Origin of the sequence: Parabacteroides sp. Marseille-P3160 (genome assembly GCF_900162725.1) — a bacterium.
GTDB lineage: Bacteria > Bacteroidota > Bacteroidia > Bacteroidales > Tannerellaceae > Marseille-P3160.
Genome location: NZ_LT799418.1, coordinates 1791516 through 1817100, shown reverse-complemented (window position 1 = coordinate 1817100; position 25585 = coordinate 1791516). Strand labels below are relative to the sequence as shown.

Genomic DNA, 25585 nt, shown 5'->3' with positions numbered 1-25585 from the left:
CGCCTTTTGTTTTTAGCATCTTGTAATTCGTGCTCCGATAAGATTCAACCGTTTGTCCACATCCTGATAGCCTCGGTCGATCTGCTCAATATTATCGATACGGCTGATGCCTTCCGCACTCAAGGCGGCGATCAGCAACGAAATGCCGGCGCGGATATCCGGCGACACCATCCTTGCGCCCCGGAGCTTAAACCGTTTTCCAAGTCCGATTACCGTCGCCCGGTGCGGATCACAAAGGATAATCTGCGCCCCCATGTCAATCAGTTTATCGACAAAGAAGAGACGGCTTTCAAACATCTTCTGGTGAATCAATACGCTTCCGATCGCCTGGGTGGCCACGACCAGGAAAACACTCAGCAAGTCGGGAGTTAACCCCGGCCAGGGAGCGTCGGCTATGGTAAGAATCGACCCGTCCATAAAGGTATCGATTTCGTAAAATTCATGAGTCGGGATATGAATATCATCCCCTACCTGTTCTATAGTGATGCCCAAGCGGCGGAAGGAGTCGGGAATAATCCCCAGTTTACCGTATCCTGCATCCTTGATGGTAATATCCGAACCTGTCATGGCAGCCATTCCGATAAAGCTGCCGACTTCGATCATGTCCGGCAGGATAGTATGCGTCGCGCCTCCCAGCGATTTCACCCCTTCGATGGTCAAAAGGTTGGAACCGACGCCGGAAATATGAGCGCCCATCCGGATCAGCATAGCTGAAAGTTGTTGGATATAAGGCTCGCAGGCGGCATTATAAATGGTAGTCATCCCTTCGGCGAGTACGGCTGTCATCAATATATTGGCCGTCCCGGTGACGGAAGCTTCCTCCAACAGCATATAAGTTCCCCTCAGATGCGGAGCTTCAATGTCATACAGCTTCCTATCGGGATCATATCGGAAGGTGGCGCCCAGCTTCTGGATGCCAATAAAATGGATGTCCAGGCGGCGCCGGCCGATCTTATCACCTCCGATTTTGTGGAGAACCGCCTTGCCAAAGCGGGCCAGCAACGGCCCGATAATCATGACCGATCCCCTTAGCGAGCCGCTTTTCCGGGCAAATTTCTCAGAGTTCAGATACTCCATATCCACCGTGTCGGCCTGAAAGCGGTAGCTGCCTGCCCCCAGGGGTTCGACTTTCACTTTCATTTCACGCAGCAAACCGATCAGGTTGTTCACATCCAGAATATCGGGCACATTATGAATCGTAACCGGTTCAGGAGTCAGCAAGACTGCACAAATCACTTCCAAGGCCTCATTTTTAGCCCCTTGCGGATAGATATCCCCTGAAAGCCGGTGACCGCCTTCTATAATGAATGAACTCATCTGCCTTTACGTGCGTAATTTTTCTTATTGTTATTGGGAGTTACGTTGTTCCGGTTCAAGATATCCCGGTTTTCAATCAATTTATAGGATTCTTCATTTAAGGTGATCTTACCCTCAGACAATTCCGCCAGGTCACTTAAGATTTTGCGGTCATCTACAGACTCTTTGTTCCACGCCATAAAAGATTTCTTCATATGATTGGCCAGCAAACGGATTAAAGCATCCCTTTCTTCTCCGTCTTCCAACTCTACAGCCTTCTGGATCATCATCTCCAATGTCCGTCCGTAATGGCGGTAGCGGATGCGTGAAGAGTTATAAGGAATACGGGGAGGGCGTGTATGTAAATTTTCCTTCTCTATAATTTCGTATGGATAGTCGATATCCAGTTTAAAATCGGCCATAATAGCCAGGTGGTCCCATAGGATATGCTTGAAGTCGTTTACGTCGCGTAAATGAGGAAACATGTTTCCCATAATATTAATAATAGTATTCGCGCATTTTTTACGTTCTTCGCGATCCTGAATCGTCAGGCAATAATCTACCATATTCTGTATATTACGGCCATATTCAGGCAAAACCAATCGTTTTTCGTTTGTATTATAATCCATTCTGTCGTGTATATTATATCTTGCAAAGATAGTTATTATTATTGATTTACCAAAACAGGACTTTTCCATTCAAGCATTTATTTTTGCCGATCCATAGCGGGAAAACGGCATCGCTACGCACTGGTTTCCATGTCGAATGCGTGCCCCATCTATTTTTCACCAAGGTGGGCCACCAGGTTGACCAAGGTTAGTCACCAGGTTAACCAAGGTTAGTCACCAGGTCAACCATCGTCAAAAATAGAACCGCCGCTGAAATGGCAGCAAAGAGAGGTTGCCCCGGCAACGTTTTGCCTGTGCCCCGACATGTAAAAGGAAGAAGCCTTTTATTCGGAAGTCGTCATCCGTTTGATTATGCTGTAAGCGTTGATGATGCCTAATTCGCCGGCCTTGCTTAAATCGGCAATCCCCCGGTTGGCGTCTCCCTGCGACAAGCGCGCCAGTCCCCGGTTGAAATAGGCTTCGGCAAAGTCGGGATCACGGAGAATCGCCTCGTTATAATCGAGAATGGCCGCCCGGAAATCGCGTTGGGAACAACGGATATTCCCCCGATTGAAATAAGCGTAGACAAAACCGGGATTCAGTTGAATGACCTTGTCATAGTCCCTGATGATTTTTTCATGCTCATACGCCCGGGTATTATCTTTCAACATGCCAGAGGCCGGATCATTCACAACCGACGGCGCTCCGCTCTGTATAACATTGGGCTTCGCATTCAGGTCGATGACCCCGGAGGCATAGTCGTCAGAGGCCGGCAACTGGGACTGGGTGTATTCCAATTGCTTGTAACGGACTACCGCGCGATTGAAATAGGCCAGCATATAGCTCGAATCCTGTTCGATCGTCTTGTCGTAATTCCTTATAGCTTCAGCGAAATCCTGCACTAGCATATAGTCCAATGCCCGCCCGAAATAGTAATCAGGATTGGACGGGTCTTGTTCAATTTTTGAGGAGAATTCATTAATGGAAGCAAAATGGGAGGCAATTTGGGCTTCCGTCAGCGCTGCCTCCTGATTGGTTAGGCGTAACTGGCGGGGCAACACCATTCGGTTGTTGAAATCTTCCATCGACTTGTCGTAGTAGACCAACGCCTTGACCTGATCGGGACGCTCGTAATAGGTGAGGATGAACTGAGGTTCGATGTCTATGCGCACATTCCGGTCCTGGACGCGTCCGCGGATCTCACTATTGTATTTGCTTTTCCGTTCTTCTTCCTTGTCGTAGACAACCAAGCGGTTAAACTTTTCTATGTTATTATCCGACTGCTCGCGGGTCTTCTCATCGCTGCCCGCTTGTGCCGTAGCATTGGAGGAAGCCGTTCCGGATGTTCCACCCTTCTTCGTTCCCTTTTTTTTATTCATTTCCTGTTCCATGTCAACGGCCGTCCAGTAATCCCGGTCGGCCCCGACGGCATCGTTCATCTTCCGCTTAGCTTCGGAGCGGCTGTAATAGCCCGGCAGAAAGTTCGGATATTGTTTCAGTACGACATCAAAATCGCTGACAGCTCCCCGGTAATCTCCTACTTCCAGGTTTAGTAGGGCGCGGTTGTAATAAGCCATGTAATTATCCGGTTCCAGTTCGATCACGACGCTAAAGTCCTCGATCGCCCGGTTGTTGTCTCCCACCTGAAAACGGAGCAGCCCTCGGTTAAAGCGGGCTATCAGGTTCTGCTTATCCATTGTGATCACCTGGTCGTAATCGCTCATCGCCCCGCGCAAGTCGTTCATGTGATAGCGTACCAAACCGCGGTTGATGAAGTAACCGCTCTCGCGGCTGTTCAGACGGATCGCCTCGTTCAAATCAGCCAGAGCTCCCTTCAGGTTGCTTTGTTGAAAGAGGATGATAGCTCGATTGCCGTAGCTAGGTGCATAATATGGGTCTATTTCGATCGCCTTGTCATAGTCGCCCAACGCTTTGACCGTATCTCCGGTTTCCAGGTACATCGCTCCCCGCGTCAGATAGCTCATTGCGTCTTTGGGATAGTTCTTGATCAGTTCCTCAAAAAGGGTTCCCGCTTCCTTGTAGTCTTTTTTCTGAATATAGGCGACCGCCTGGTTGACCATCATCTGGCGGTCGTTCGGCCTGAATTCCAAGCCTTTCTTGTAATCCTGGATAGCAAGGTCGTATATTTCGAGGCTTTGACGGGCGATGCCACGGGCATAATAGGCCTGTACGTAAAAAGGGTTCCGCTCAAGACATAATGTACAGTCTTCTTCGGCACCCTTATAATCATCCAGGTTCAGTTTGGCCACGGCCCGATAGAAGTAGGGCTCCGCAATCCAGGGCTTTGCTTTGATGACCTGGTTGAAATATTGGATCGACAGGACGTAATCCTCAAAGTATAAAGCATTACGTCCTATCGCCAAGACACGATCCGTATTGACTTGCGCAAAAGTCGCACAGATACAGATTTGAAAAAGAAAGGAGATGATTATTTTTCTCATTTTTGTCGCCGCCTGTTTATCTATTGTAACGGCAACAAAAATAAAGAAATAATCTTTTATTTCGGCTCTATTTTCGCCATCAAATGATTCTTTCCGATTTTATCACCTTCTTTCACATCTAATTCTTTCACAACCCCGTCGAACGGAGCCAGAATCCGATTCTGCATTTTCATCGCTTCCTGAATCAAAAGCAGGTCTCCTGCCTTTACAGAAGCGCCGACAATGGCCGTCACCGTCAATACGGTTCCGGGCAAACTGGACAGGATTTCTCCCACCACCGGCTTATGCCAGACTTCCCGATTTTTAAACTTTTTTGTAAGGAGCGTTTTATAGACGTCATCCTCGAGTGGGAAATTAGCCCACTCTTTCCCGTTTATTTTTTCTTCCATGTAAATAGATACGATTAAATGAATTAAAACGGAGGCAACCCATGTTTCTTCTTCGGACGGTCTTCACTCTTGGTTTCGGCAAATTTCAGTGCCTGAAGCAAAACAGAGCGTGTTTCTTTCGGCTCGATGACCGCATCCACAAAACCCCGGCCGGCTGCGACATACGGGTTGGCGAATTTATCCGTATATTCTTTTACCTTCTCTTCACGCATGGCGTCTTTATCCTCCGCTCCTTCGATCTCCTTCCTGAAAATGATGTTAGCGGCTCCTTCCGGGCCCATCACGGCAATTTCGGCAATCGGCCAGGCAAACAAGGAATCGGCACCCAGATGGCGGGAATTCATGGCGATATACCCTCCGCCATAAGCCTTACGGAGAATAACCGTGATCTTGGGAACAGTCGCCTCAGAATAGGCGTAAAGGACTTTCGCTCCGTGGCGGATCACGCCGGCATGTTCTTGGTCGACACCCGGCAGATAACCCGGCATATCTTCCAAAGTGACGATCGGAATATTAAAGGAATCACAGAAACGTATGAAACGGGCGGCCTTGTCTGCACTGTCGCAGTCCAGCACTCCGGCCAATACCTTCGGTTGATTGGCGACGAAGCCGATGGTCTGGCCTCCCATACGGCCAAAACCGATTACGATATTTGCCGCCCATAACTCCTGGATTTCAAAAAATTCGGAGCGATCGGTGATGCATTTGATCACGTCCCGGACATCATAAGGCTGGCGGGGATCAGAGGGAACAACGTCTTCTATATTCAGTTCCGTTACCGGTTCTGCAGGCTCTACCGCCTTTGCTTTTAATTCATTACTCGAAGGGATGTAATTGAGCAGTTTCTTTACCTGATCGAAACACTCTACTTCCGTCAAGGCATAGAAATGGGCATTTCCGGTAATTTCGGCATGTACACGGGCGCCTCCCAGGTCTTCCATGGAAATATCTTCTCCTAATACCGTTTTAATCACGTTCGGCCCGGTAATGAACATTTTCGAAATATTCTCGACCACAAAAACAAAGTCAGTCAAAGCGGGAGAATAGACCGCGCCTCCGGCGCAAGGGCCGAGGATAAGGGAAATCTGGGGGATGACACCTGAAGCAATTGTATTGCGGTAAAAGATTTCCCCGTAACCGGCTAAAGCGCCCACGCCTTCCTGAATGCGTGCACCGCCGGAATCGTTGATACCTATCAAGGGACATTTCATCTTCAATGCGATGTCCATTATTTTAGTAATCTTCCGCGCGTGCTGCAAGCCCAACGAGCCTCCCGATACGGTAAAATCCTGTGCATAGATGCAAACAGGCTCTCCATGGATCGTCCCGGTACCCGTCACTACGCCGTCTGCGGCAAGTTCTTTTTTCTCCATTCCGAAATCACGGCCGTCATGCTTGATAAAAAGATCGTACTCCTGGAAAGAACCTTCATCCAGCAGGGCATGGATCCGCTCGCGCGCCGTTAATTTACCGATTGATTTCTGTTTTTCAATAGCAGCTTCACCTCCGCCCAATTCAAGTTTAGCCTTTTTCTGGCGGAGTGTTTGAATTTCTTGTTTTAAATCAGCCATTATGTAGAATATTAATTATTTACCGACTGCCTTTGTCCGGTAGGAACAAGCAGTATTACCTTTAATAATATTATTTAATTTGCCTTTATCCATTTGTTTGCGCATAGTGGAAAGATTATCGATAAATACGCGTCCTTCCAGATGTTCGCATTCATGCTGCACGACCCGGGCGGCAAAGCCGTCAAAGAATTCTTCTTTCTCCTCAAAGTTCTCGTCCAGATAGCGGATACGTATCGTACGGGCTCTCGACACCTTTTCGTGCAAACCGGGAAAGCTGAGGCAGCCTTCTTCCATAACTATTTCGTCGTCACTTTTCTCGATAATGTCCGGGTTAATCATCGCCCGCTTCAGATCCTTGCATTCCGGATAGTCATCCCCCATAACCGAAGCGTCGATGACAAGTACACGGATGGAATATCCTACCTGAGGCGCTGCCAGTCCTATTCCGTCGGCATGATACATCGTATCGAACATATCCGTAATCAGCTGTTTTATATTTGGATAGTTCCGATCTATTTCCTCCGTCGGCTTCCTCAGTACCGGTTGTCCATATAAATAAATAGGTAAAATCATGTTTAAAATCTGTTTTTTATGCTTTCTAAATAACTCTGCAATATGATCACGGCGCTGATTTCGTCCACCCGTCCTTTCTCCTGTCTTTTCTTCTTTTTCATTCCGCCGTCAAGCATTGCCTGCTTTGCAAGTACCGAAGTAAAGCGCTCGTCATAGTACTCTACGGGGATCTGTGGAAAAGTCCTTTTCAAATGGGTCACAAAAGAGGCGACATATTTCATATTTTCAGATGGTTCATTATTCATTTGCTTAGGGAAGCCCACCACCATTTTATCGACCGGTTCTTTCAAAATATAATCCGCAAGAAAGGCGACCACTTCTCCGCTCGGCAAAGTAGTCAATCCGTTGGCTATCATTTTCAGAATATCCGTTACCGCTAATCCGGTACGTTTCCGCCCATAATCTATTGCTATTATTCTTCCCACGCGTTGCAAAGATAGTGAAAAAAGGGAAAACCTACACACTTAAGGGAAAAGTGTGCAGGAGAATATCAGTAAGCATTCTTTTCTCCCCTGAACATATTGATCACAGTCACAACAATAATCTTCAGATCCAAGAAGAAGGACCAGTTTTCAAGGTACCAGACATCCCGCTTGACACGTCCTTCCATCTGTTCCAAGGTCTTTGTCTCACCCCTGTAACCGGTCACTTGGGCCCATCCAGTTACTCCCGGTTTGACCAAATGGCGCACCATGTATTTATCAATCAGAAAGGAATATTGTTCGGTATGTTTCAGCATATGGGGACGGGGGCCTACCACAGACATCTCTCCTCTGAAAACATTGACGAACTGGGGAATTTCATCCAGATTGGTTCTCCTAAGGAAGCTGCCGATATGTGTGGTACGGGGGTCGTCTTTTACAGCCTGTAAAATATCCGCCGCCTCGTTCACTTGCATTGTCCGGAATTTATAACAATCAAATTCATGGCCGTACAAGCCGGTGCGCTTTTGCTTGAATATGACCGGCCCCTTGGAGCTCAGCTTAATCAGGATTCCAACGATGATGTACAAAAGCGGATAGACGGTCAATAAGACAATTGTAGAGAAAACTATATCGAACACCCGTTTGATAAAGCGGTTGTAGGCTGATTGCAAAGGTTCGCGCCGGATTGTCAGCATCGGGATCGTATCCATCAACTCCAAAATCATACTCCGCTTCACATTCCGGTATACATCCGGAATGATATAAAAACGAACCATATGTTTTTCGGCAAAATTCAATAGCTGGGAGATTTTCTCGCTATTACTTCCGGGAAGCGTACAGTAAATCTCGTCCACTTCATTCTTCAGGACAAATGATTCCACCTCATGCGTCAGCCCCAGATAATTCGGCAACACATCTTTCAACGCATAATTATCATCAAAAAAGCCAAGGATCCGAAAGCCATAGGAAAGATCGTCTTTCATCACCCGGTAAAGCTCCATACCGTTCTTACCAGCACCGACAATAATCACACTCTTTAAGTTGTATCCTTTCCTTCTATAGAATTTCAGGCAAATGCGCAGGAGTACTCTCCAAAAAGAAAAAACGATAATAGCGGAAACGAAGTAAACGACCAGGAAGGTTCTCAGTTGGTATCCGACATTCAAAAAGATGAGGCAGGTTGCGAACAGAAAGGTCTGGAAAGTAATCAGCGTAAAAGATCGTTGTACTATCTTATCAATGAAGACAACCGCCATATGCACCTGAATCGGTACAAAATACAAAGCAAAGAAATAACAGAAATTCAACAGGAGAACGACTTCTCTTAAATTACGGGATATAGCATGAGTATAATAATCTCCCATGCCATAATAAACAGCAAAAAAAAGAAGATTCAATACAATTAAATCTCCCATGCCAACAAGCCATTGGATAAGATATCCTTGTTTTCTGTTTAGATCCATAGAGTTAAATCTGACTGCAAAAATAAGCAATATTTTGCGTAATAAAAAAGGCTACACACCTGTGCAGCCTTTTTTATATTTTAAATTTAAAATTTCAATTATTCATTTGCAGACATTACGACTACACGGTTCCAATTATTTTCAGCATAAGGCTGAACATCCGAACCTTTCCATTCGATAGTAATCTGATTGGAAGAAATGCCGTACTTTTCGATCAATTCTTTTGCAACGGCTCTTGCACGTCTTTCTGAAAGTTTCAGGTTATAATCAGATGTACCTGTTTTCTTGTCGGCATAACCAACGACCTTGATCGGAGTACTATTCTTCTTAACGAACTCGGAAGTGTTGAAGATATTGATCTCCTGGTTCTTGTCAATCTTAGCGCTGTTTAAGCGGAAGTAAACCACATTCTCAATATAATTGTTTTCAACAATAGCAGCTGCTGCAGGAGGACATTCCGGGCAAGATTCCGGACGTTTGCCCAATTCTTCGTTCTCAGAACGTAAAGCATTAATCTTGGAATTCAAATCGTTTAACAGATCGTAATCCATCGGTTGAAGAACTTCGAAGTCTGTTTTGCCAAGTTTGAAATTCAAACCTAAAGTAACAGCGGCAAAACCGTCTTCTTCATGTCCCATGTCAATACGATTGAAGTGTTCGCCCAGCAAAGCTCCCTGAGCTTCCAGATTCAAGTCAATACGCTTGCTTAAACGGAAAGCTGCGATTGCACCGAAGTTGATGGAAGGAGATTCGGATCTGCGGTAGTCTACACCACCGGAAACCTTACCGGAGTTAACAGCATATCCCAAACCGACGAAAGGAATGAAACGGAATACTTTTGCTTCATTATAAGGAGCCCAGAAATTAGTAATATCCCATAACAAATCTGCATGGGCATTAAAGAATTTCTTATGTTGCATTACTTCTGCATTATCTCCTACGAATCCATGAAGAGATCCGCCTTGTAATTGAATACGTCCTCCCAAATAAGGATTATACCATTTTCCAAAGGATACTTGAGGAAGAATGTTCAACCGATTAACAAAATCAGCTTCCTTGTTTTGATCACCAATAAAAATGGAAGCACCGCCACCCAAAGTAATAAACCAATTATCGCCCGCTTTATTTTTTTTGAAATTCGTCTTAGACCCGTTTTCAGTGCTAAAGCCAATTTGAGGTTTATATTCCTGTGCAGATGCAGAAAATATAAATCCAGACAGTAATGCGAAAAGTAAAACCTTAGTCTTCATATTATACATTTTTTGATTAAACATTTCATAACTCACATAAGCAGCTAACTCTCGGCAAAAGTAACGCTTTTTTATATTACAACAAACCTTTTTCGTAAATTGTTCCCATTATCACTCAAAATAGTTCAAAATTTGATACCCACCTTTCTTTAAATAGGATTCTTTTTTCATTAATTTCACATCAGAGAGCATCATATCCTGTATTAAATCCAAAAGCGAGTATCGAGGTTCCCAACTTAAAATCGTGCGGGCTTTCGTGGCATCGCCCAATAACAAATCCACTTCCGTCGGCCGAAAATACTGAGGATCAACGCCTACAAGCGTTTCACCAATTCTTTTTCTGATGGATTCCAAGTAAGCCTCTCCTATCTTTTGATTGAAAACAGATTCATTCACAGCGGACAAGCAAGCAATCTCGTCCACGCCTTCTCCTTTGAATTCAGCCTCCAATCCGATTTCCTGAAAGGCTAACCGTATAAAATCACGAATCGTAGTCGTTATCCCGGTCGCAATCACATAATCGGAAGGTTCGTCCTGCTGAAGGATCAAATACATCGCCCGGACATAATCCTTGGCATGGCCCCAATCCCGTTTGGACGACAGGTTCCCCATATATACCTTTTGCTGGATGCCCAAGGCGATCCGGGCAACGGCACGCGTTACTTTGCGAGTAACAAAAGTTTCTCCCCTTAAGGGAGATTCGTGGTTAAACAAGATTCCGTTGGAAGCGTGCATCCCGTAGGCTTCCCGATAATTTACAGTAATCCAGTAGCCATATAGCTTGGCGACGGCATAGGGGCTTCTCGGATAAAACGGCGTCGTTTCTTTTTGCGGAACTTCCTGCACCAATCCGTATAATTCGGAAGTAGACGCCTGGTAAATGCGCGTCTTTTCCGTCAGCTTGAGCAAGCGTACCGCCTCCAGTATGCGCAAGACCCCTAGCCCGTCCGCATTGGCCGTATATTCAGGGGTATCGAAGCTGACTTTGACATGGCTCATCGCAGCCAGGTTATAAATTTCATCAGGCTGAATCTCCCCGATGATACGCGTCAGGTTCAGGCTGTCCGTCAGATCCCCATAATGCAAGATCAGATTTCGGTTCACCTCATGGGGATCCTGGTATAGATGATCGATCCGTTCGGTATTGAACATCGAGGAACGGCGTTTGATTCCATGTACCTGATAGCCTTTTTTAATCAGATATTCCGCCAGATAGGCACCATCCTGTCCCGTTATGCCGGTTATTAATGCGACTTTGCTCATTGTTTCTTTTTTTTATTGATTTTGCAGATACCATTTATATAAACGGTCGATTCCCTCTTTTATTTCAACAGAGTGGCTCCAACCTAAATCATGCAGCTTCGTTACGTCCGTCAATTTGCGAAGCGTACCGTTCGGCTTGGAAGCGTCAAAGCGGATTTCACCGCCAAACCGGATCTCGTCCCGGATCAGGTAAGCCAGCTCCCGTATACTCAACTCCAAACCGGTACCTATATTTATATGTGTATTCCGTACTGGGCCTTGCGCCGGCTTCAAGTCATCAAAATCAACCCGCTCCATAATATAAACGCAGGCATCCGCCATATCTTCGCTCCACAGAAATTCCCGCAGAGGTTCTCCGGTTCCCCAAAGATCGACCCCCGACTTATGAATCCCGTATTTGGACAGGATTTCCTCCATTTCCTTTTCCGTCGATTCCCCCGTAACGCCTTCCACCGGACGGGCGTTCAGGTCTTTCCGGACAGCCTCCCGGTCGCCTCGGTTCAGGCTATGCGCCAGATGGATTTTCCGGATCATGGCCGGCAGCACATGGGAAGTCTCCAGATTGAAATTGTCATTGGGGCCGTAGAGGTTGGTCGGCATGACGGAAATATAATTCGTGCCGTATTGCAAATTATAACTCTCACACATTTTTATTCCCGTGATCTTGGCGATTGCATAAGGTTCGTTAGTATATTCCAGCGGGGAAGTCAGCAGGCAGTCTTCCGGCATAGGCTGAGGAGCCTCTCCCGGGTATATGCAGGTACTGCCCAGAAATAAAAGTTTTTTCACCCGGTGGCGGTAAGAAGCATGGATGACATTATTCTGAATCATCAGGTTCAGATAAATAAAATCCCCGCGGTAACGGCTATTCGCTAGAATGCCGCCTACATGTGCCGCCGCCAGAAAGACATAATCAGGTTTCTCTTCCTCAAAGAACGTCTCCACCGCCCGCTGGTCAGTCAGATCCAATTCGTCATGCGTTCGCAAAACGAAATGATCATATCCTTTGCTCCTAAGGTTTTTCAGTATGGCGGAGCCTACCAATCCCCTATGCCCGGCAACAAAGATCTTGCTTTCTTTTTCCATTTTTCCTATTTATTAATTTTCTCGTTTTACTGATTTCCCTTGGCTAATTTCATCAAATATTGTCCGTAGGGATTCTTAATCATCGTCAAAGCAATATTCTCCAACCGCTTCTCATCAATCCAGCCTTGGTTAAAGGCTATCTCTTCGAGACAGGCTATCTTCTGCCCTTGCCTCTTTTCTATCACTTCCACAAAAGTAGAGGCTTCCGACAACGAATCATGCGTCCCCGTATCTAACCAGGCAAATCCACGACCCAAGAGTTTAACCCTTAAGGCCTTGTCTTTCAGAAACTGCTGGTTGACGGTCGTGATTTCCAACTCACCTCTCGCGGAAGGTTTTATTTCTTTCGCTACGTCTAATACCTTGTTCGGATAAAAATAAAGTCCGACTACGGCGTAATTGGATTTCGGACTTTCCGGTTTCTCTTCTATGCTTAAGACGACTCCGTCTTCATCAAATTCGGCCACGCCGTATCGTTCGGGATCATTCACATAGTAGCCGAAGACGGTCGCCTTTTGCTCTTTTTCCGCATTGGCGACAGCCTCTTTCAGCATCGCCGTAAAACTCCGCCCGTAAAAGATATTATCGCCTAACACCAGGCAGGCAGACTCACCACCGACAAAGTCCGCTCCGATAATAAATGCCTGGGCCAACCCGTCGGGCGACGGTTGCTCGGCATATTCGAAGCTCAGCCCATAGTCCGACCCGTCGCCCAAAAGCCGGCGAAATCCCGGCAGATCCTGCGGGGTCGATATGATGAGGATCTCCCGGATACCAGCCAGCATCAGCACCGATATCGGATAATAAATCATCGGCTTGTCATAGATCGGGAGCAACTGTTTAGAAACTCCCTTCGTAATCGGATACAAACGGGTGCCGGAGCCTCCGGCTAAAACGATTCCTTTCATGGTATTTTTTTTATCGTCTGATTCTTATTTGCATTGCATTCTCTATCGGTTTCTCGTTGATGAAAACAAGATAGCCTCCGCCGCCGGCGCCGGTCATTTTCCATCCATAGACCCGCGATTTATATTTGGACAGGATTTCCAGTATCTCCGGAGAAACCATCCGGGGAAACATGCTGATCTGCGCCTCGAAACTTCTCACTGAAGCCTCTCCCCATTTACGGATATCCCGGGAGCAGATGCCCTCCCAACAATCATCGGCGGCCCGGCTTAAGGCCTTTACACCGGCTTCATCCACACAAACTTCTTCCAACACATCGAATCCCGCCCGGCGAGGGAAAAGAGGTATTAACCAAAGGCGTTTTTCCACCCATCCCAACAAATCCGGATCTACCTCCGACTCGATGGATTCCGGCCAATAGCCACCGTCATACATCAACCGGTTCAACCCGGGAAGGACAATGCCCAACGAGTCTTGCGAACCGCTGACATACTGCGTTCCCGGAGGATTCTCAAAGCAGAACAAAGTGCGCGCCAGCTTGATTTTGTCACCCTCGGGAATATCCGTTTGCCATAACTCGATCGCCTTTTTCCGCGAGCTGGTCGACATGCCGCTCCGGTCGTTGAATTCATAATCCGGTTCGATGCTGATAGTCAAGACAGCGCCGGGATAGTATTTGCTGACATACGGTTGGTCCAGCCATCCGCCCGCCAAGTCGATACGGTAAGGGATCCGGCATTCTTTCCGCAAAGCGGTTGTAGAGCGGGCCGGCAAATTGGCATGGGGAATCCGTTGGCTGACCACGTATTCAATCCCCAGCTCTTTGCATAATTGTTCTTTCATCGGAGAATGGCCGTCGGTATTCACAAAGAAGATATCCGGCTTCAGCTCCTTCAACTCGGCTTCAAAGTCCAGTACCCCGTTCCCCTTGTTGATCCAAGCGTTTTTCACCACCTTCAGGGCTTTCACCATATACAACCTTTCCTCATCCGTATTGATTGTCTTACGTGCCTTCAGCTCATAAATAGTCTTATCGGAACCAACTCCGACATATAACTCGCCCAGCCGGGCAGCTTCCTCAAAGAAGGCGACATGCCCGCTATGCAGCATATCATAACACCCGCTCACAAAGACTTTCTTCATTTTTTCCATTCTTCCTGATCTTTCTGAAATATATGCATCAGAGCCACAAAAATAGGAAAAAAAAGTAAGGATACCTTGAAAAGCCCAAGAGTATGAATATAGTTTTACACTACTGTCCGACAAAAAAGAAGAGATAGAAAAGCCTAACAAAAAGAAAGATACAGCCAAGGCACCCAGGGAGGAGGTCGGCCTATTGGATTGTAAGACTTTAATTGGCCGCGGAAGAAATTACCGGACGATTGTCGGGAACCCGTTTTTCATAAAGAATAACAAAATCAGATAAGTCGGGAATAATCGTTCTTTTCCTCTTCAGTTCATATTGGTAGACCGTTTGTCCCAACTGATATAAGAAAGGCCTTCCCGCCGTATCATACTCATAAATGCCATCATTAATAACATCGTCTTCATTGACATATACAGTTGCCGCCAGCATATATTCGATTTTGTTTTTAAAATCCACAACATAAGAAACATCCGTCATAAACCCATAGGACCAACCGACTTTATTAAAGACCCTCACTCCCTCCGGAAGGGGATGTTGCGCACTGTCACTAAAAAAGAATTTCACATAACTGTCAGAGTATTTTTCCCGGTCATATTTAGGATAGTTGGTCTCTCCGGGAAACTGGGAAAGGTATTGATAGAGAAAGTGATAATCCGAATCCTTCAGATTAAATCGCCGGTTCTCCGGAGTTGAAGCAGGAAACAGAACGGCCTTTAGCATATCGTGCAGCGATTGGAGAGGCAAATTATTTTGTTTGGTAAAATCCATGGGAGTATAGATAACACTATCGTTGTTGTCCCAATGAGCTTTCCCCAACAAAACAGGTTCTTTCGGGAAATCAAATATCAAATCGGAATAGGTTTCCGGCTGAGCATATAAAACGGAACCATTTGAATCGATAAAACGCATCGGATTGGTATAACGGTTCCCTTCTTCCGTGAAATTCGGAGCAAACCGCCGGATGATCCGGACGTCCGAATATCCTCTCTTCCACAATTCGCTATTCAGATATTTCTGCCCCAGAAACTCATACATACGCGTATAAGGATTGTTTTCACTGATCAATAATGCTTCTTTAATAAAGTGGGCAATCGAAGGATAAGCGTTCTCAGAGGAAGGATCCGTTCCTTGTTTTGTCTGAGGCGAACGGGCACTATCGATCAGCAGGGAAGTAGATTTATCTACGCCAGGGACCTTCAGCTCATTCAGCTTTTGCAAAGAAAGAATGGCCACCGGAAGTTTTACCGTCGATGCGGGATTGAAATACAAATCCTTATCCACATGATAACGATAGGTTTTGAAAGAGGGATTGTTGTCTTTATCCCGATTGATCTCAGTATATATAATCTGAATCCGGTAATGTTCCGGATCCGACAGGAGGCGTTGGAAAAGCGTATCTTTGTTTACACTCAAAATAGCCTTTAAATGCGAATCAGTAGCCACCTGCCCAAAGGTAAGCATTCCACCCCCTAAACAAATAAAAATAAACGAAAAAATAATTTTCACCATACGTTATAATCAATAAAAGGCTTTATTAACAACAAATAGATTTTCAATCCTTCCACAAAACTACGCCTAATTAACCGAAAAAACAATCACCTTCCCTAAAATTTGAGCAATTTGATTAAATTTGCCCCTCATATTATACGAAAAGTTTCCATGCGTATCCGAAAACCGATACAAAAAAGGTTAGTCTTAGTCTTGGGGTTCCTCTCTTTTTTGATGGAGATGACACTTGCCGCCCAAGCGCTGGAGAAAAAATATTACTTAAGAACACTGGACATTTCCAACGGATTATCCCAAAATACGGTCAACTGCATTTTTCAGGACAAGCTCGGTTTTATATGGTTGGGGACGAAAGACGGGCTGAATAGATACGACGGGTATTCTTTTACCATATTCAAGAAAGAGCTCGGGAATAAGAATAGCTTAGGAAGTAATTTCGTAACGGACCTCTATGAAGACGGGCATCGAAATCTTTGGATCGGAACAACAGACGGCATTTTCATCTACGATATGGACAACGAATCTTTTAGGGATTTCGGGGAACAAACCGCCGACGGGCAAAGAATCACCTATCCGGTCAATAATATCATACAGGATAAAGAAGGATTCTTCTGGATCAGTACGGAAGGGCAAGGCGTTTTCCGTTATGACGCCCGGAGAAGAGAGCTGCTTCGGTACCTGCCCGGAGGCGACGGACAGCCTGGAAATTCCAAAGTCAGGCTTTTACGGACAGATCCTTCGGGATTCATCTGGTTCTCTTTGGGCTCCAGAGGGTTATTCTACACGAAAGACAAGATGAAAACCATTCTGCCTTTTGAAAAGGAACCCGGACGGAATCTTTTTGAAGGGGAAGTGATTCTCGACATGTTCTTCGGGGAAGACCAGCTTTTATATCTTATCTTACCCCAAAACGGATTTGTCAGTTTAGACCTGTCGACCGGCCGGCTGACCGAACTCTTCGGTAAAGAGAAAAAGCTGTTCATGAGAAAAATCATACAAACCACTCCCGATGAGTTTTGGATCGGTTCGGAATCAGGCGTCTATATCTATCATAAAAAAAGGACGCCACCCACTCATTTATTTCATATCAATGACGATCCTTATTCCCTATCGGATAATGCCATACACAGCCTTTATAAAGATAGGGACGGAGGAATCTGGATTGGTTCCTATTTCGGCGGAGTGAATTACTATCCTAAACAATACACCTATTTTGAAAAGTATTATCCCAGTTCCCAGAACGGACTGAGAGGGAAAAGAATCCGTGAGTTCTGTGAAGACCCTTCCGGTTCGATCTGGATCGGAACGGAGGATAAAGGTTTAAGCCGGTTCGATCCGAAAACCAAAAAGATCGAACCCATCCATGAAGCGGAACTTTATTCCAACATCCATGGCCTCTGTATGGACGGTAATGAGTTATGGATCGGCACCTATTCGCAGGGATTATACAAGTTGAACACAGTTACCCGGAAGATCAAACGATACATACAAAAGAATGCCCGGGAGCAAGAAGGATTGTCCTATTCCCCCGAAAAAAACATTTATGTCGTCTGTAAAGATCAATCAGAAGAAATCTGGATCGGAGGCGGAAGCGGACTATACCAATATAACAGGCGCTCCGACTCCTTTACCGAAATTCCCAAACTGAATGGAAACCTGATCCGAGACATTAAAGAGGATTCGGACGGAAACATCTATGTCGCCACGGCGATCAACGGTCTATTTTGCTTCAACCGGGCCGAAAACAGATGGCGCAATTACTTCCATGACGAAAAAAACGCCAACAGTCTTCCTCAAAATAATATTTTAAGCCTATTTATCGACAGCAAAAAAAATATCTGGCTGACTACACAGGGAGCCGGATTTTGCTTGTTTGATCCGCAGACGGAGTCTTTTACCTCCTATAACTCCTTTAACGGACTGCCGAACGATGTAGTTTACCAAATAATCGAAGATGAGAAGGGGCGCTTCTGGATCTCCACAAATAACGGACTGTCACACTTCGATACCAAGACATTGCAATTCACCAATTATACGGTATCCGACGGGCTGCCGACCCAACAATTCAACTATAGCTCCGCATTGAAGGCTACCGACGGAACACTTTATTTCGGAACCATCAACGGCTTTATCGCATTCAACCCCAATTCCCTGAAAAAAAATGGACGGATGCCTCCCCTGGTTTTAACAGATTTCCTGTTGTTCAACAAGAAAGTGATTGTCTCAGAGCCGAAATCTCCATTAAAAAAAAGCATAACATTTTCCGACCGGATTACACTCTCTTATAAGCAAAATTCGTTTTCTTTCAAGTTTGCCGTCCTGGGCTATGAATCCCCCGGCCTCGACCGCTATGTTTATAAACTAGAAGGATTCGACGAAGAATGGTACCGCGTCAATGAATCTCATTTGGTCAATTTCTCAAACCTTAGGCACGGCAATTATGTATTCCGTTTAAAAGCCTATAATCCCGATAATCCCCGGAAAGAGAAGATCGTTTCGTTGCAAATCCGGATATTGCCGCCCTGGTGGCTTTCCCCTTGGGCCTATATTCTTTATGTTATTCTATTAGCCGGCGTTTTGTATTTGATTTACAATCAAGTCAGGCGGAGGCATAAGCGAAGGATGAAACGTCAGATGGAACGCTTCGAACAAGAAAAAGAGCGGGAAATTTATACGGCGAAAATCGATTTCTTCACCGAAGTGGCCCATGAAATCAGGACACCATTAACCTTGATAAAATCACCGCTGGAAAATGTAATTGGAAAAAAGAACCTGCCCGAGGAAATCAAAGAAGACCTCGATATCGTAAACCGGAACACCAATCACTTACTCGGCTTGACAAACCAACTGCTCGATTTCAGGAAAATGGAACGCGCCGGTTTCCAATTAAATTTCAGGGAATGTAACGTCTCTTCCCTGATAAAGGAAACAGCACTCCGTTTTAAGCCATCAATTAAACTGAACCATCTGGAATTCAGAGAAGAACTCCCCGAGAAGGATTTTTACGCCTCGTTGGATAAAGAAGCCGTCACTAAAATTATCAGCAACCTCTTTGCCAACGCAATCAAAAATGCAGCGACCTACCTGTCTGTTTCGCTTCTTTCGGAAAGCATAAAAGGAAACGGATACTTCGACATTCTTGTCGGAAATGACGGAACAATCGTCCCGGATGAACAAAAAGAAGAGATATTCAAGCCTTTCGTACAATATAAGCATTCGGGAACAATAAAACAGGGAACCGGCTTGGGATTATCCCTATCCCGTGCTTTCGCCGAACTGCATCAAGGATTTCTGACAATGGACAAGATAAGCACCTGTAATCGTTTCCGTCTGTCTTTACCTATTATCCAGGAATACAGCCTTCATCTCACACAGGAAAGCCCGGAAGAGAAAGAGGTTGCGCCCGAATCGGAGAAAGAGGATGAAAAACGAAAACCGATCGTGCTCATAGTCGAGGACGATAAGGAATTGTCTTCTTACCTCACCAAATTTTTAACTCCCTATTACTCGCTTATCCTGGCTTTTGATGGAGAAAAGGCGCTCCGGGTTCTGGGAAAACAGTATGTTAATCTGGTCTTGTCCGATGTCATGATGCCTAATATGGATGGCTTTGAACTCTGCAAAAAAATAAAATCGGACATAAACTACAGTCATATACCCATTGTATTACTCACAGCAAAGACCGGACTGCAAGCGCAAATCGAAGGAATGGAAATAGGGGCCGACGCCTATATCGAGAAACCATTTTCCAATGAGTTGTTATTAGCTACTTTAAGCAATCTTTTGGTTAACAAGGAAAAGATAATCGAATCACTCCGTAACTCCCCTTTATTGCTAACCGACCCGGCAGTTATTTCCAAAGCCGAGGATGATTTCATGCGGAAAGTTAATGAGATCATCCGGAAGAACATCCAGAATCCGGACTTTAGCCAGGAAGACTTTGCCGAAACATTAAACATGAGCCGTTCCAGCTTATACCGGAAAATCAAAGGAGTCTTCGGCGTTTCCCCCAACGATTTCATCCGGATCAGAAGATTAAGAAAAGCAGCCGAATTACTATTGGCAAAGAACAATCAGGTAACAGAAATCTGCTATCTGGTCGGCTTCAACTCCCCCTCCTATTTCACAAAATGTTTCCTGAAAGAATTCGGAGTCTATCCGAAAGATTATAATGAGACTTATTTAAAAAACAAATCCCGGAACCCTTCCGAGCCTGAGGACGAAGAATAAGAATCCCTGTTTAAAGCTCTTCCACGAAAGATACGCCTATAATTGAACGAATCGTTACATTTTTAGAATGATTTGTTCTGGCCGGTAGGCAATAGTTCCACTTACCTTTGGAGAGTATTTTTAATAAACAAAAATAAGCCATGAAATAAAAATTTCCTGTAAAAAAATACAGGATACTCAATCTCAACATATATAAAATCTAATTATTCATGAAAAAAAAATTATCATTCAGGTCTCTGAAAAGACTAACTATTTTATTATTGTTAACTTTAATTCCAGGATTTAACCAATCTTTGTTTGCCGGAATTACAGAGGTTAACCAAGTGGAACAGCAAACCTATAGGATTACAGGCTCGGTGCATAGTAAAAAAGGCGAATCGTTGTTGGGCGCTACAGTCGTTGTGAAAGGGACAACGAACGGAACAAGTGCAGATCTCGATGGAAACTTCTCCTTGACAGTGTCTAAGGGAGATATTTTAGAAATCAGTTATCTGGGTTATAAAACCCATTCCGAACCGGTTAATGGGAAAACCTCTTTCAATATCATTCTGGAAGAAGATTCCGGATTATTGGAAGAAGTCGTTGTCGTTGGATATGGAACCCAGAAAAAGATCAATATGACAGGTTCGGTTACGACAGTTAATTTCACCGATAAGATCGAAGGGAGGCCGGTCATGAACGCTTCCTCCGCATTGGCGGGTTTATCAGCAGGCTTGCAGGTAATGCAGACCTCCAGCAAACCGGGTGACGACGGCGCTACGCTGAGAGTCAGAGGAACGACGACGATTAATAACAGCAACCCACTCGTCCTGATCGATGGTTTCGAAGCGGACATGAACAATGTGAATACGAATGATATCGAATCCATATCCATCTTAAAAGACGCTTCCGCGACAGCAATTTACGGTTCAAGGGCAGCCAATGGCGTTATTTTAGTTACGACCAAGAAAGGATCGGGAAAAGCGAGGGTGGCATTCAACAGTTTCGTTTCATTCCAAAAACCGGTTAACAAACTATCTTTTGTAACGGACTATGCCGATCATATGGAATATGTAAATGAAGCAGCCAGAAATATAGGTTCTTCCATGCCCTATTCAGATACAAGCATCGCGCTCTGGAGAGATGCAAAGCAAAACCCCGACGCATTGAATGAATACGGAGTTCCCAATCGTATCGCTTATCCCAACACCGATTGGTTCGACGAAGTTTTCAATGCCGGAATGGCACAGGAATATAATCTTTCGGTTCAGGGAGGAACGGACAATCTCAATTATTTAATCTCCGCCGGCTATTTGAATAACGAAGGAATTATGGATGATTCAGGCCTTGAAAAATTCCAATTCAGGACGAATCTGGAGGCCAAGGTTTATAAATGGTGGAAGTTAGGAACCCGTCTTTTCGGATTAAAACAAGAAAAAGGATTGGGAAATATCAGCCGTGGATTTGAATATCTTTCTTTATCCGTTCCGGGTATCTATCCGGGAAGCCCCAACAAATGGGGAGCTCCGGCGCTAACCAACGAAGAATCGTCGAATGCCAATAATGTTTTCGAAAAAATGGTTCGGGAAGGACAAGATAAAATGTTCCGGGCGAATGCTACCCTGTATTCGGTCATCACGCTGTTCGACGGCTTTGACTTCGAGGCTTCCTATAATTATGCGCCTGACTGGGGAGACTATTCCTCCTGGGGAGTAGAAAAAGGAATGTGGAACTACGTGGAGAATGTACGGCGCAACAGTTCCGCTCTGGAAAATGAAAATATATCTTATTCTTCTTTTAAAAGGGCAAGACATACCGCTGATCTTTTATTAAGGTATAATACGACGATAAAGAAAGATCATGAAATCGGAGGTTTGCTCGGATACAATCAAAGTTATTATAACGAAAACGAGTTTGCGGCATCCAAGAAGGGCATGACGGACTGGGATCTTCACGTACTCAATTCAGGCGTCAACTTGAATTCGATTTCAGGCAGTGAAACCGATTGGTCTCTCCGTTCTCTGTTTGGACGTGTCAATTATGCTTATAAATCAAAGTATTTGTTTGAAGGGAATCTCAGATATGATGAATCTTCCCGTTTCGGACCAGATAAGAGAAGCGGATATTTCCCCTCGTTTTCGGCCGGATGGAGAATGATGGAGGAACCCTTTATGCAGCGATTCTCTCACATCTTCCAGAACCTGAAATTAAGAGCCTCCTGGGGAGAAGTAGGGAATAACCAATTAGGCAATTACGATTGGCAGGCCGGATATGGAACGACGAATGTGGTAATCGACGGAGAACCGGGCAAAGGGCTGATCATGAACAAATCGAGCAATCCTTTATTGCATTGGGAAAGCGTAGCAACAACAGATATCGGACTTGATCTTTCTACATTGGATAACCGATTGTCCGCAGAAATCGATTATTACAACAAGCATACGAGCGGTATGATTTTCACCCCCGACAATTATTTAACGGGCGGTACAATTGCCGCAGCGACACAGAATATTGCCGAATTGACAAATAGAGGGGTTGAAGTCACGTTGAACTGGCAGGATAAAATCAGCGACTTCTCTTATCAAATCAGCGGAAACTTTTCATACAACAAGAACGTAGTGGATAAATACCGGGGCAAGTTGGAGAAAGGTTGGGTTATAGACGAGAGCGGAAATTCCGTTTACGTAAATAATATCGGCGATGTGGCCCGTGGAGGATTTGGAGGCCAGATCTTAGAAGGACACATGTTAGGGGAAACTTATCTCCGCTCTTTATACCGGGGAAATGGCTCTTATTCAGGAACAGGGACTCCAGATATCAACGCTGGTCCTAAAGACGGAATGGTTCGCACCGAAAACGATTTAAAATGGGTACAAGCCATGCAGGCCGCAGGTTATAAATTCTCTCCCACCAACAATGTTTCCAAGACGGGTATCTGGTACGGAGATTTTATTTACGCCGACAGGAACGAAGACGGTACTTACGGGGATTCCAATGATATGGATTTTACAGGCAATTCCCAATTGCCCAAATACAATTTCGGATTGAATCTATCGGCAGCCTATAAAGGATTCGACCTGTCAATGGTATGGATTGGAAGCGCCGGATTTAAAAGATACTGGTATCAGGGGGGCTATAATAGCCCGTCTATCGGTTTAGGAGCAGGCGTTCCCAAGAAATTTGCAGAAAACGCCTACCGCTGGGATCCGAATGATCCGGATAATCCTAATAGCAATCCTTACGGTTCCAACCCCCGTTTGACTTTCGGAACTGCAGGGGTCAATGGAGTCAGCAGTGAGTTTTGGGAATATGACGCCTCTTTTGTTAAGTTAAGGAATATACAAATAGGATATACAGTCCCTTCAAAAATATCTAAGAAAGCCCTAATGAACAGAGTAAGGATCTACGTTTCCGGAGAAAATCTGCTTACCCTGACAGATTATCCGGGAATGGATCCTGAAATCGGATCGAACGTATCTTATCCTTTGATGAAACAATTTGCTTTCGGCCTCAATGTAACTTTTTAAAATCTATTGTCATGAAAAAAATATTTCAAGCATTTATCATTGCAATCATACTATCCTCTTGCTCAAATGATTTTTTAGACACGGCTCCTTATGATTCTATTTCGTCAGGAAACATGTGGAATTCCGAATCGAAAGCCGACCAAGGTATATCCGGAATATATAATGCACTTAAGCAAAGAACAATTACAGATAGTTATAAAATTTTCGATGGCCTCGGATTCGTTAATTCATACGGAAGCCATGGAAATGCAGATAATGAAGTTTTGGTCTACCTGAACGGGAATATTACGCCGAGCCATGCCCTTTTCTCCGATACCTGGAAACAACATTATGAAGGAATCCATCGTGCGAATGATGCCATCTTCAATCTGCATAAAGCCGGCTTATCGGAAGAAAAAGAAAACCGGTTGATCTGCGAAGCCAAATTTCTGAGAGCCTATTTCTATTACCGGCTGAATGCCTTATTTAAGGGAGTTCCTATCTATACGGAGCCTACTCCACAAGAACAAATGACCAAAGGCCAATCATCGGTCGATGAAGTCTATCAATTATGTATTGACGATTTGACGGATTGCATCAACAATTCTCATTTTCCCAATAACACACTGGATAATTCCATCTATGGAAGAGCTTCCAAAGGAGCTGCTTATGCCTTACGGGGAATGGTTTATATGTGGAAGAAAGATTATGCCAGCGCCATCGCGGATTTAAGTAAAGTTGAATCCTGCGGTTATGGCTTATGGACCGGGGAATGGTCCGAATTTTTCAAATATGAAAATGAGAAACACAAAGAGATGATATTCCCTCTGCAATATGATGCAATCAGCGGTTTTTCTTCCGATATCCAGAAGTATATCGGAGGACGTTCCCATTACGATGGTTGGACGGAAGCTCAACCGAACCCCGAATATGTCAACTCCTTCCTGAATGCGGACGGTTCCGACTTTAACTGGAATGACTGGCTTCCAGGATGGGATCAACTTACGGTTGCACAACGGGAGGTCTTTTTCTTAAGGGACGGATTGAGCGCTTCCTCATCTGATAGTAAAATAGCTTCAGCCTACAATAATGCAGTACAACGTTTGGGTAGTTCTATTATGTCTACTTACTATTTGCAAAATGGGAACGAAGCTCGAATCAAGGCAGCATTCGAGAATAGGGATCCTCGTTTGCAGAAAAGTGTATTTACGCCATATTCCACCGCTATTTGTTACAACCCTTACTGGAATGGGGGTAATGAGCATGAATTAACACTCCGGTGGCCTTTACTTGATAATGTGGCTCCTTATTGGGATATGTGGAATGATAAAAGAAATACGGCATTTTATATGTATCGGAAATATAACGAAACCAGAAAAGGGCGATATGTAAACCGTGATCTTTGCTCAGTCGACCTTCCCTTAATCCGATTTACGGATGTGGTTTTATTATTGGCCGAGGCTTATAATGAAAACAACCAATTGGACAAAGCGATTCTTGAGTTCAATAAAATCCGTACCAGGAATGGGGTAAATATGCCTGCTTTGACAGCAGGGGGCTCCGGTGCGAACTCCGTAACCGGAAAAGAAGACATGAGAAAACGGGTCCGGTATGAACGCCGGGCGGAATTGGCTCTCGAAGGGATAAACTATTTCGATGAACTGAGATGGGGTACGCTTAAGGAATCCAAATATAATGGAGGTAGTTCCGCCGGACGTAAATCATGGTGGGGAAGTATCAATGCCGAATACAGATGGGCAGGCGATTATATCCTGACATGGCCGGCTCCAACCAAGGAAACGCAGATGAACGCTAATATCAAGCAAACGCCCGGATGGCAATATTAACTATATTCCAAGGTTGTCATGCGACATTAAAAAAATGGCCAATGTCGCATGACGCCATTTGGTTCTATATGATTAAAA

Annotated in this window: 17 protein-coding genes; 3 read left to right on the top strand and 14 right to left on the bottom strand. The window is 44.9% G+C overall.

All coding sequences use genetic code 11. From position 1 onward, the window contains the following. Positions 1-12 precede the first annotated feature (12 nt). From murA to BQ8014_RS07145, 14 genes are all read right to left on the bottom strand, one after another. On the bottom strand, positions 13-1317 hold the full coding sequence (gene murA, locus BQ8014_RS07210; protein ID WP_080903783.1) for a UDP-N-acetylglucosamine 1-carboxyvinyltransferase: 1305 nt from the start codon (positions 1315-1317) through the stop codon (positions 13-15). Then, a complete protein-coding gene (locus BQ8014_RS07205; RefSeq protein WP_080903782.1) occupies positions 1314-1925 on the bottom strand; it encodes a DUF4290 domain-containing protein in 612 nt (203 codons plus the stop codon). The genes murA and BQ8014_RS07205 overlap by 4 nt, the downstream gene beginning before the upstream one ends. 323 nt (positions 1926-2248) lie before the next feature. Continuing rightward, positions 2249-4366, bottom strand: coding sequence for a tetratricopeptide repeat protein (locus BQ8014_RS07200; RefSeq protein ID WP_080903781.1), 2118 nt, complete (start codon positions 4364-4366; stop codon positions 2249-2251). A gap of 56 nt (positions 4367-4422) precedes the next feature. Then, a complete protein-coding gene (locus BQ8014_RS07195; RefSeq protein ID WP_080903780.1) occupies positions 4423-4755 on the bottom strand; it encodes a biotin/lipoyl-containing protein in 333 nt (110 codons plus the stop codon). Positions 4756-4778: 23 nt separating this feature from the next. Continuing rightward, on the bottom strand, positions 4779-6326 hold the full coding sequence (locus tag BQ8014_RS07190; RefSeq protein ID WP_080903779.1) for an acyl-CoA carboxylase subunit beta: 1548 nt from the start codon (positions 6324-6326) through the stop codon (positions 4779-4781). Between the two features lie 15 nt (positions 6327-6341). After that, positions 6342-6899 carry a peptide deformylase gene (gene def, locus BQ8014_RS07185; protein ID WP_080903778.1) on the bottom strand — a complete coding sequence of 186 codons (558 nt, stop codon included), beginning with the start codon at positions 6897-6899 and terminating at the stop codon, positions 6342-6344. A 2-nt stretch (positions 6900-6901) separates the two neighbouring features. Further along, positions 6902-7324, bottom strand: a complete 423-nt coding sequence (gene ruvX, locus BQ8014_RS07180) for a Holliday junction resolvase RuvX (RefSeq protein ID WP_080903777.1) — start codon at positions 7322-7324, stop codon at positions 6902-6904. A gap of 65 nt (positions 7325-7389) precedes the next feature. Beyond that, positions 7390-8787, bottom strand: a complete 1398-nt coding sequence (locus tag BQ8014_RS07175) for an undecaprenyl-phosphate glucose phosphotransferase (RefSeq protein ID WP_080903776.1) — start codon at positions 8785-8787, stop codon at positions 7390-7392. Positions 8788-8885: 98 nt separating this feature from the next. Continuing rightward, a complete protein-coding gene (locus tag BQ8014_RS07170) occupies positions 8886-10037 on the bottom strand; it encodes an OmpA family protein (protein WP_080905866.1) in 1152 nt (383 codons plus the stop codon). 111 nt (positions 10038-10148) lie between these two features. Beyond that, the gene (gene gmd / locus BQ8014_RS07165; protein ID WP_080903775.1) at positions 10149-11300 is read right to left on the bottom strand and encodes a GDP-mannose 4,6-dehydratase; all 1152 of its coding nucleotides are present in this window, start codon (positions 11298-11300) and stop codon (positions 10149-10151) included. A gap of 12 nt (positions 11301-11312) precedes the next feature. Continuing rightward, on the bottom strand, positions 11313-12386 hold the full coding sequence (locus tag BQ8014_RS07160) for a GDP-L-fucose synthase family protein (protein ID WP_080903774.1): 1074 nt from the start codon (positions 12384-12386) through the stop codon (positions 11313-11315). Between the two features lie 26 nt (positions 12387-12412). Then, the gene (gene rfbA, locus BQ8014_RS07155; protein ID WP_080903773.1) at positions 12413-13294 is read right to left on the bottom strand and encodes a glucose-1-phosphate thymidylyltransferase RfbA; all 882 of its coding nucleotides are present in this window, start codon (positions 13292-13294) and stop codon (positions 12413-12415) included. A gap of 10 nt (positions 13295-13304) precedes the next feature. Next, complete coding sequence (locus tag BQ8014_RS07150; RefSeq protein ID WP_234998003.1) at positions 13305-14444, bottom strand: adenylyltransferase/cytidyltransferase family protein; 1140 nt, start codon at positions 14442-14444, stop codon at positions 13305-13307. A 199-nt stretch (positions 14445-14643) separates the two neighbouring features. Beyond that, positions 14644-15948: a serine hydrolase gene (locus tag BQ8014_RS07145; protein WP_080903772.1), complete on the bottom strand. Its 1305-nt coding sequence runs from the start codon at positions 15946-15948 to the stop codon at positions 14644-14646. Between the two features lie 111 nt (positions 15949-16059). Between BQ8014_RS07145 and BQ8014_RS07140 the strand changes: the two genes are divergently transcribed. The 3 genes from BQ8014_RS07140 (at position 16060) to BQ8014_RS07130 (ending at position 25507) form a co-directional block, all read left to right on the top strand. Beyond that, entirely contained in the window at positions 16060-20175 is a 4116-nt protein-coding gene (locus BQ8014_RS07140) for a hybrid sensor histidine kinase/response regulator transcription factor (RefSeq protein ID WP_234998002.1), read from the top strand. A 209-nt stretch (positions 20176-20384) separates the two neighbouring features. Beyond that, a complete protein-coding gene (locus BQ8014_RS07135) occupies positions 20385-23681 on the top strand; it encodes a SusC/RagA family TonB-linked outer membrane protein (RefSeq protein WP_080903771.1) in 3297 nt (1098 codons plus the stop codon). Positions 23682-23692: 11 nt separating this feature from the next. Beyond that, positions 23693-25507, top strand: coding sequence for a RagB/SusD family nutrient uptake outer membrane protein (locus BQ8014_RS07130; RefSeq protein WP_080903770.1), 1815 nt, complete (start codon positions 23693-23695; stop codon positions 25505-25507). Positions 25508-25585 lie beyond the last annotated feature (78 nt).

What these genes read in the sequence shown, in the direction of transcription:
- BQ8014_RS07130 (WP_080903770.1), top strand. Translation starts at nt 23,693, where the DNA reads ATGAAAAAAATATTTCAAGCATTTATCATTGCAATCATACTATCCTCT.
- BQ8014_RS07145 (WP_080903772.1), bottom strand. Translation starts at nt 15,948, where the DNA reads ATGGTGAAAATTATTTTTTCGTTTATTTTTATTTGTTTAGGGGGTGGA.
- def (WP_080903778.1), bottom strand. Translation starts at nt 6,899, where the DNA reads ATGATTTTACCTATTTATTTATATGGACAACCGGTACTGAGGAAGCCG.
- BQ8014_RS07200 (WP_080903781.1), bottom strand. Translation starts at nt 4,366, where the DNA reads ATGAGAAAAATAATCATCTCCTTTCTTTTTCAAATCTGTATCTGTGCG.
- BQ8014_RS07175 (WP_080903776.1), bottom strand. Translation starts at nt 8,787, where the DNA reads ATGGATCTAAACAGAAAACAAGGATATCTTATCCAATGGCTTGTTGGC.
- gmd (WP_080903775.1), bottom strand. Translation starts at nt 11,300, where the DNA reads ATGAGCAAAGTCGCATTAATAACCGGCATAACGGGACAGGATGGTGCC.
- BQ8014_RS07160 (WP_080903774.1), bottom strand. Translation starts at nt 12,386, where the DNA reads ATGGAAAAAGAAAGCAAGATCTTTGTTGCCGGGCATAGGGGATTGGTA.
- rfbA (WP_080903773.1), bottom strand. Translation starts at nt 13,294, where the DNA reads ATGAAAGGAATCGTTTTAGCCGGAGGCTCCGGCACCCGTTTGTATCCG.
- BQ8014_RS07190 (WP_080903779.1), bottom strand. Translation starts at nt 6,326, where the DNA reads ATGGCTGATTTAAAACAAGAAATTCAAACACTCCGCCAGAAAAAGGCT.
- murA (WP_080903783.1), bottom strand. Translation starts at nt 1,317, where the DNA reads ATGAGTTCATTCATTATAGAAGGCGGTCACCGGCTTTCAGGGGATATC.
- BQ8014_RS07135 (WP_080903771.1), top strand. Translation starts at nt 20,385, where the DNA reads ATGAAAAAAAAATTATCATTCAGGTCTCTGAAAAGACTAACTATTTTA.
- BQ8014_RS07205 (WP_080903782.1), bottom strand. Translation starts at nt 1,925, where the DNA reads ATGGATTATAATACAAACGAAAAACGATTGGTTTTGCCTGAATATGGC.
- BQ8014_RS07195 (WP_080903780.1), bottom strand. Translation starts at nt 4,755, where the DNA reads ATGGAAGAAAAAATAAACGGGAAAGAGTGGGCTAATTTCCCACTCGAG.
- BQ8014_RS07170 (WP_080905866.1), bottom strand. Translation starts at nt 10,037, where the DNA reads ATGAAGACTAAGGTTTTACTTTTCGCATTACTGTCTGGATTTATATTT.
- BQ8014_RS07150 (WP_234998003.1), bottom strand. Translation starts at nt 14,444, where the DNA reads ATGGAAAAAATGAAGAAAGTCTTTGTGAGCGGGTGTTATGATATGCTG.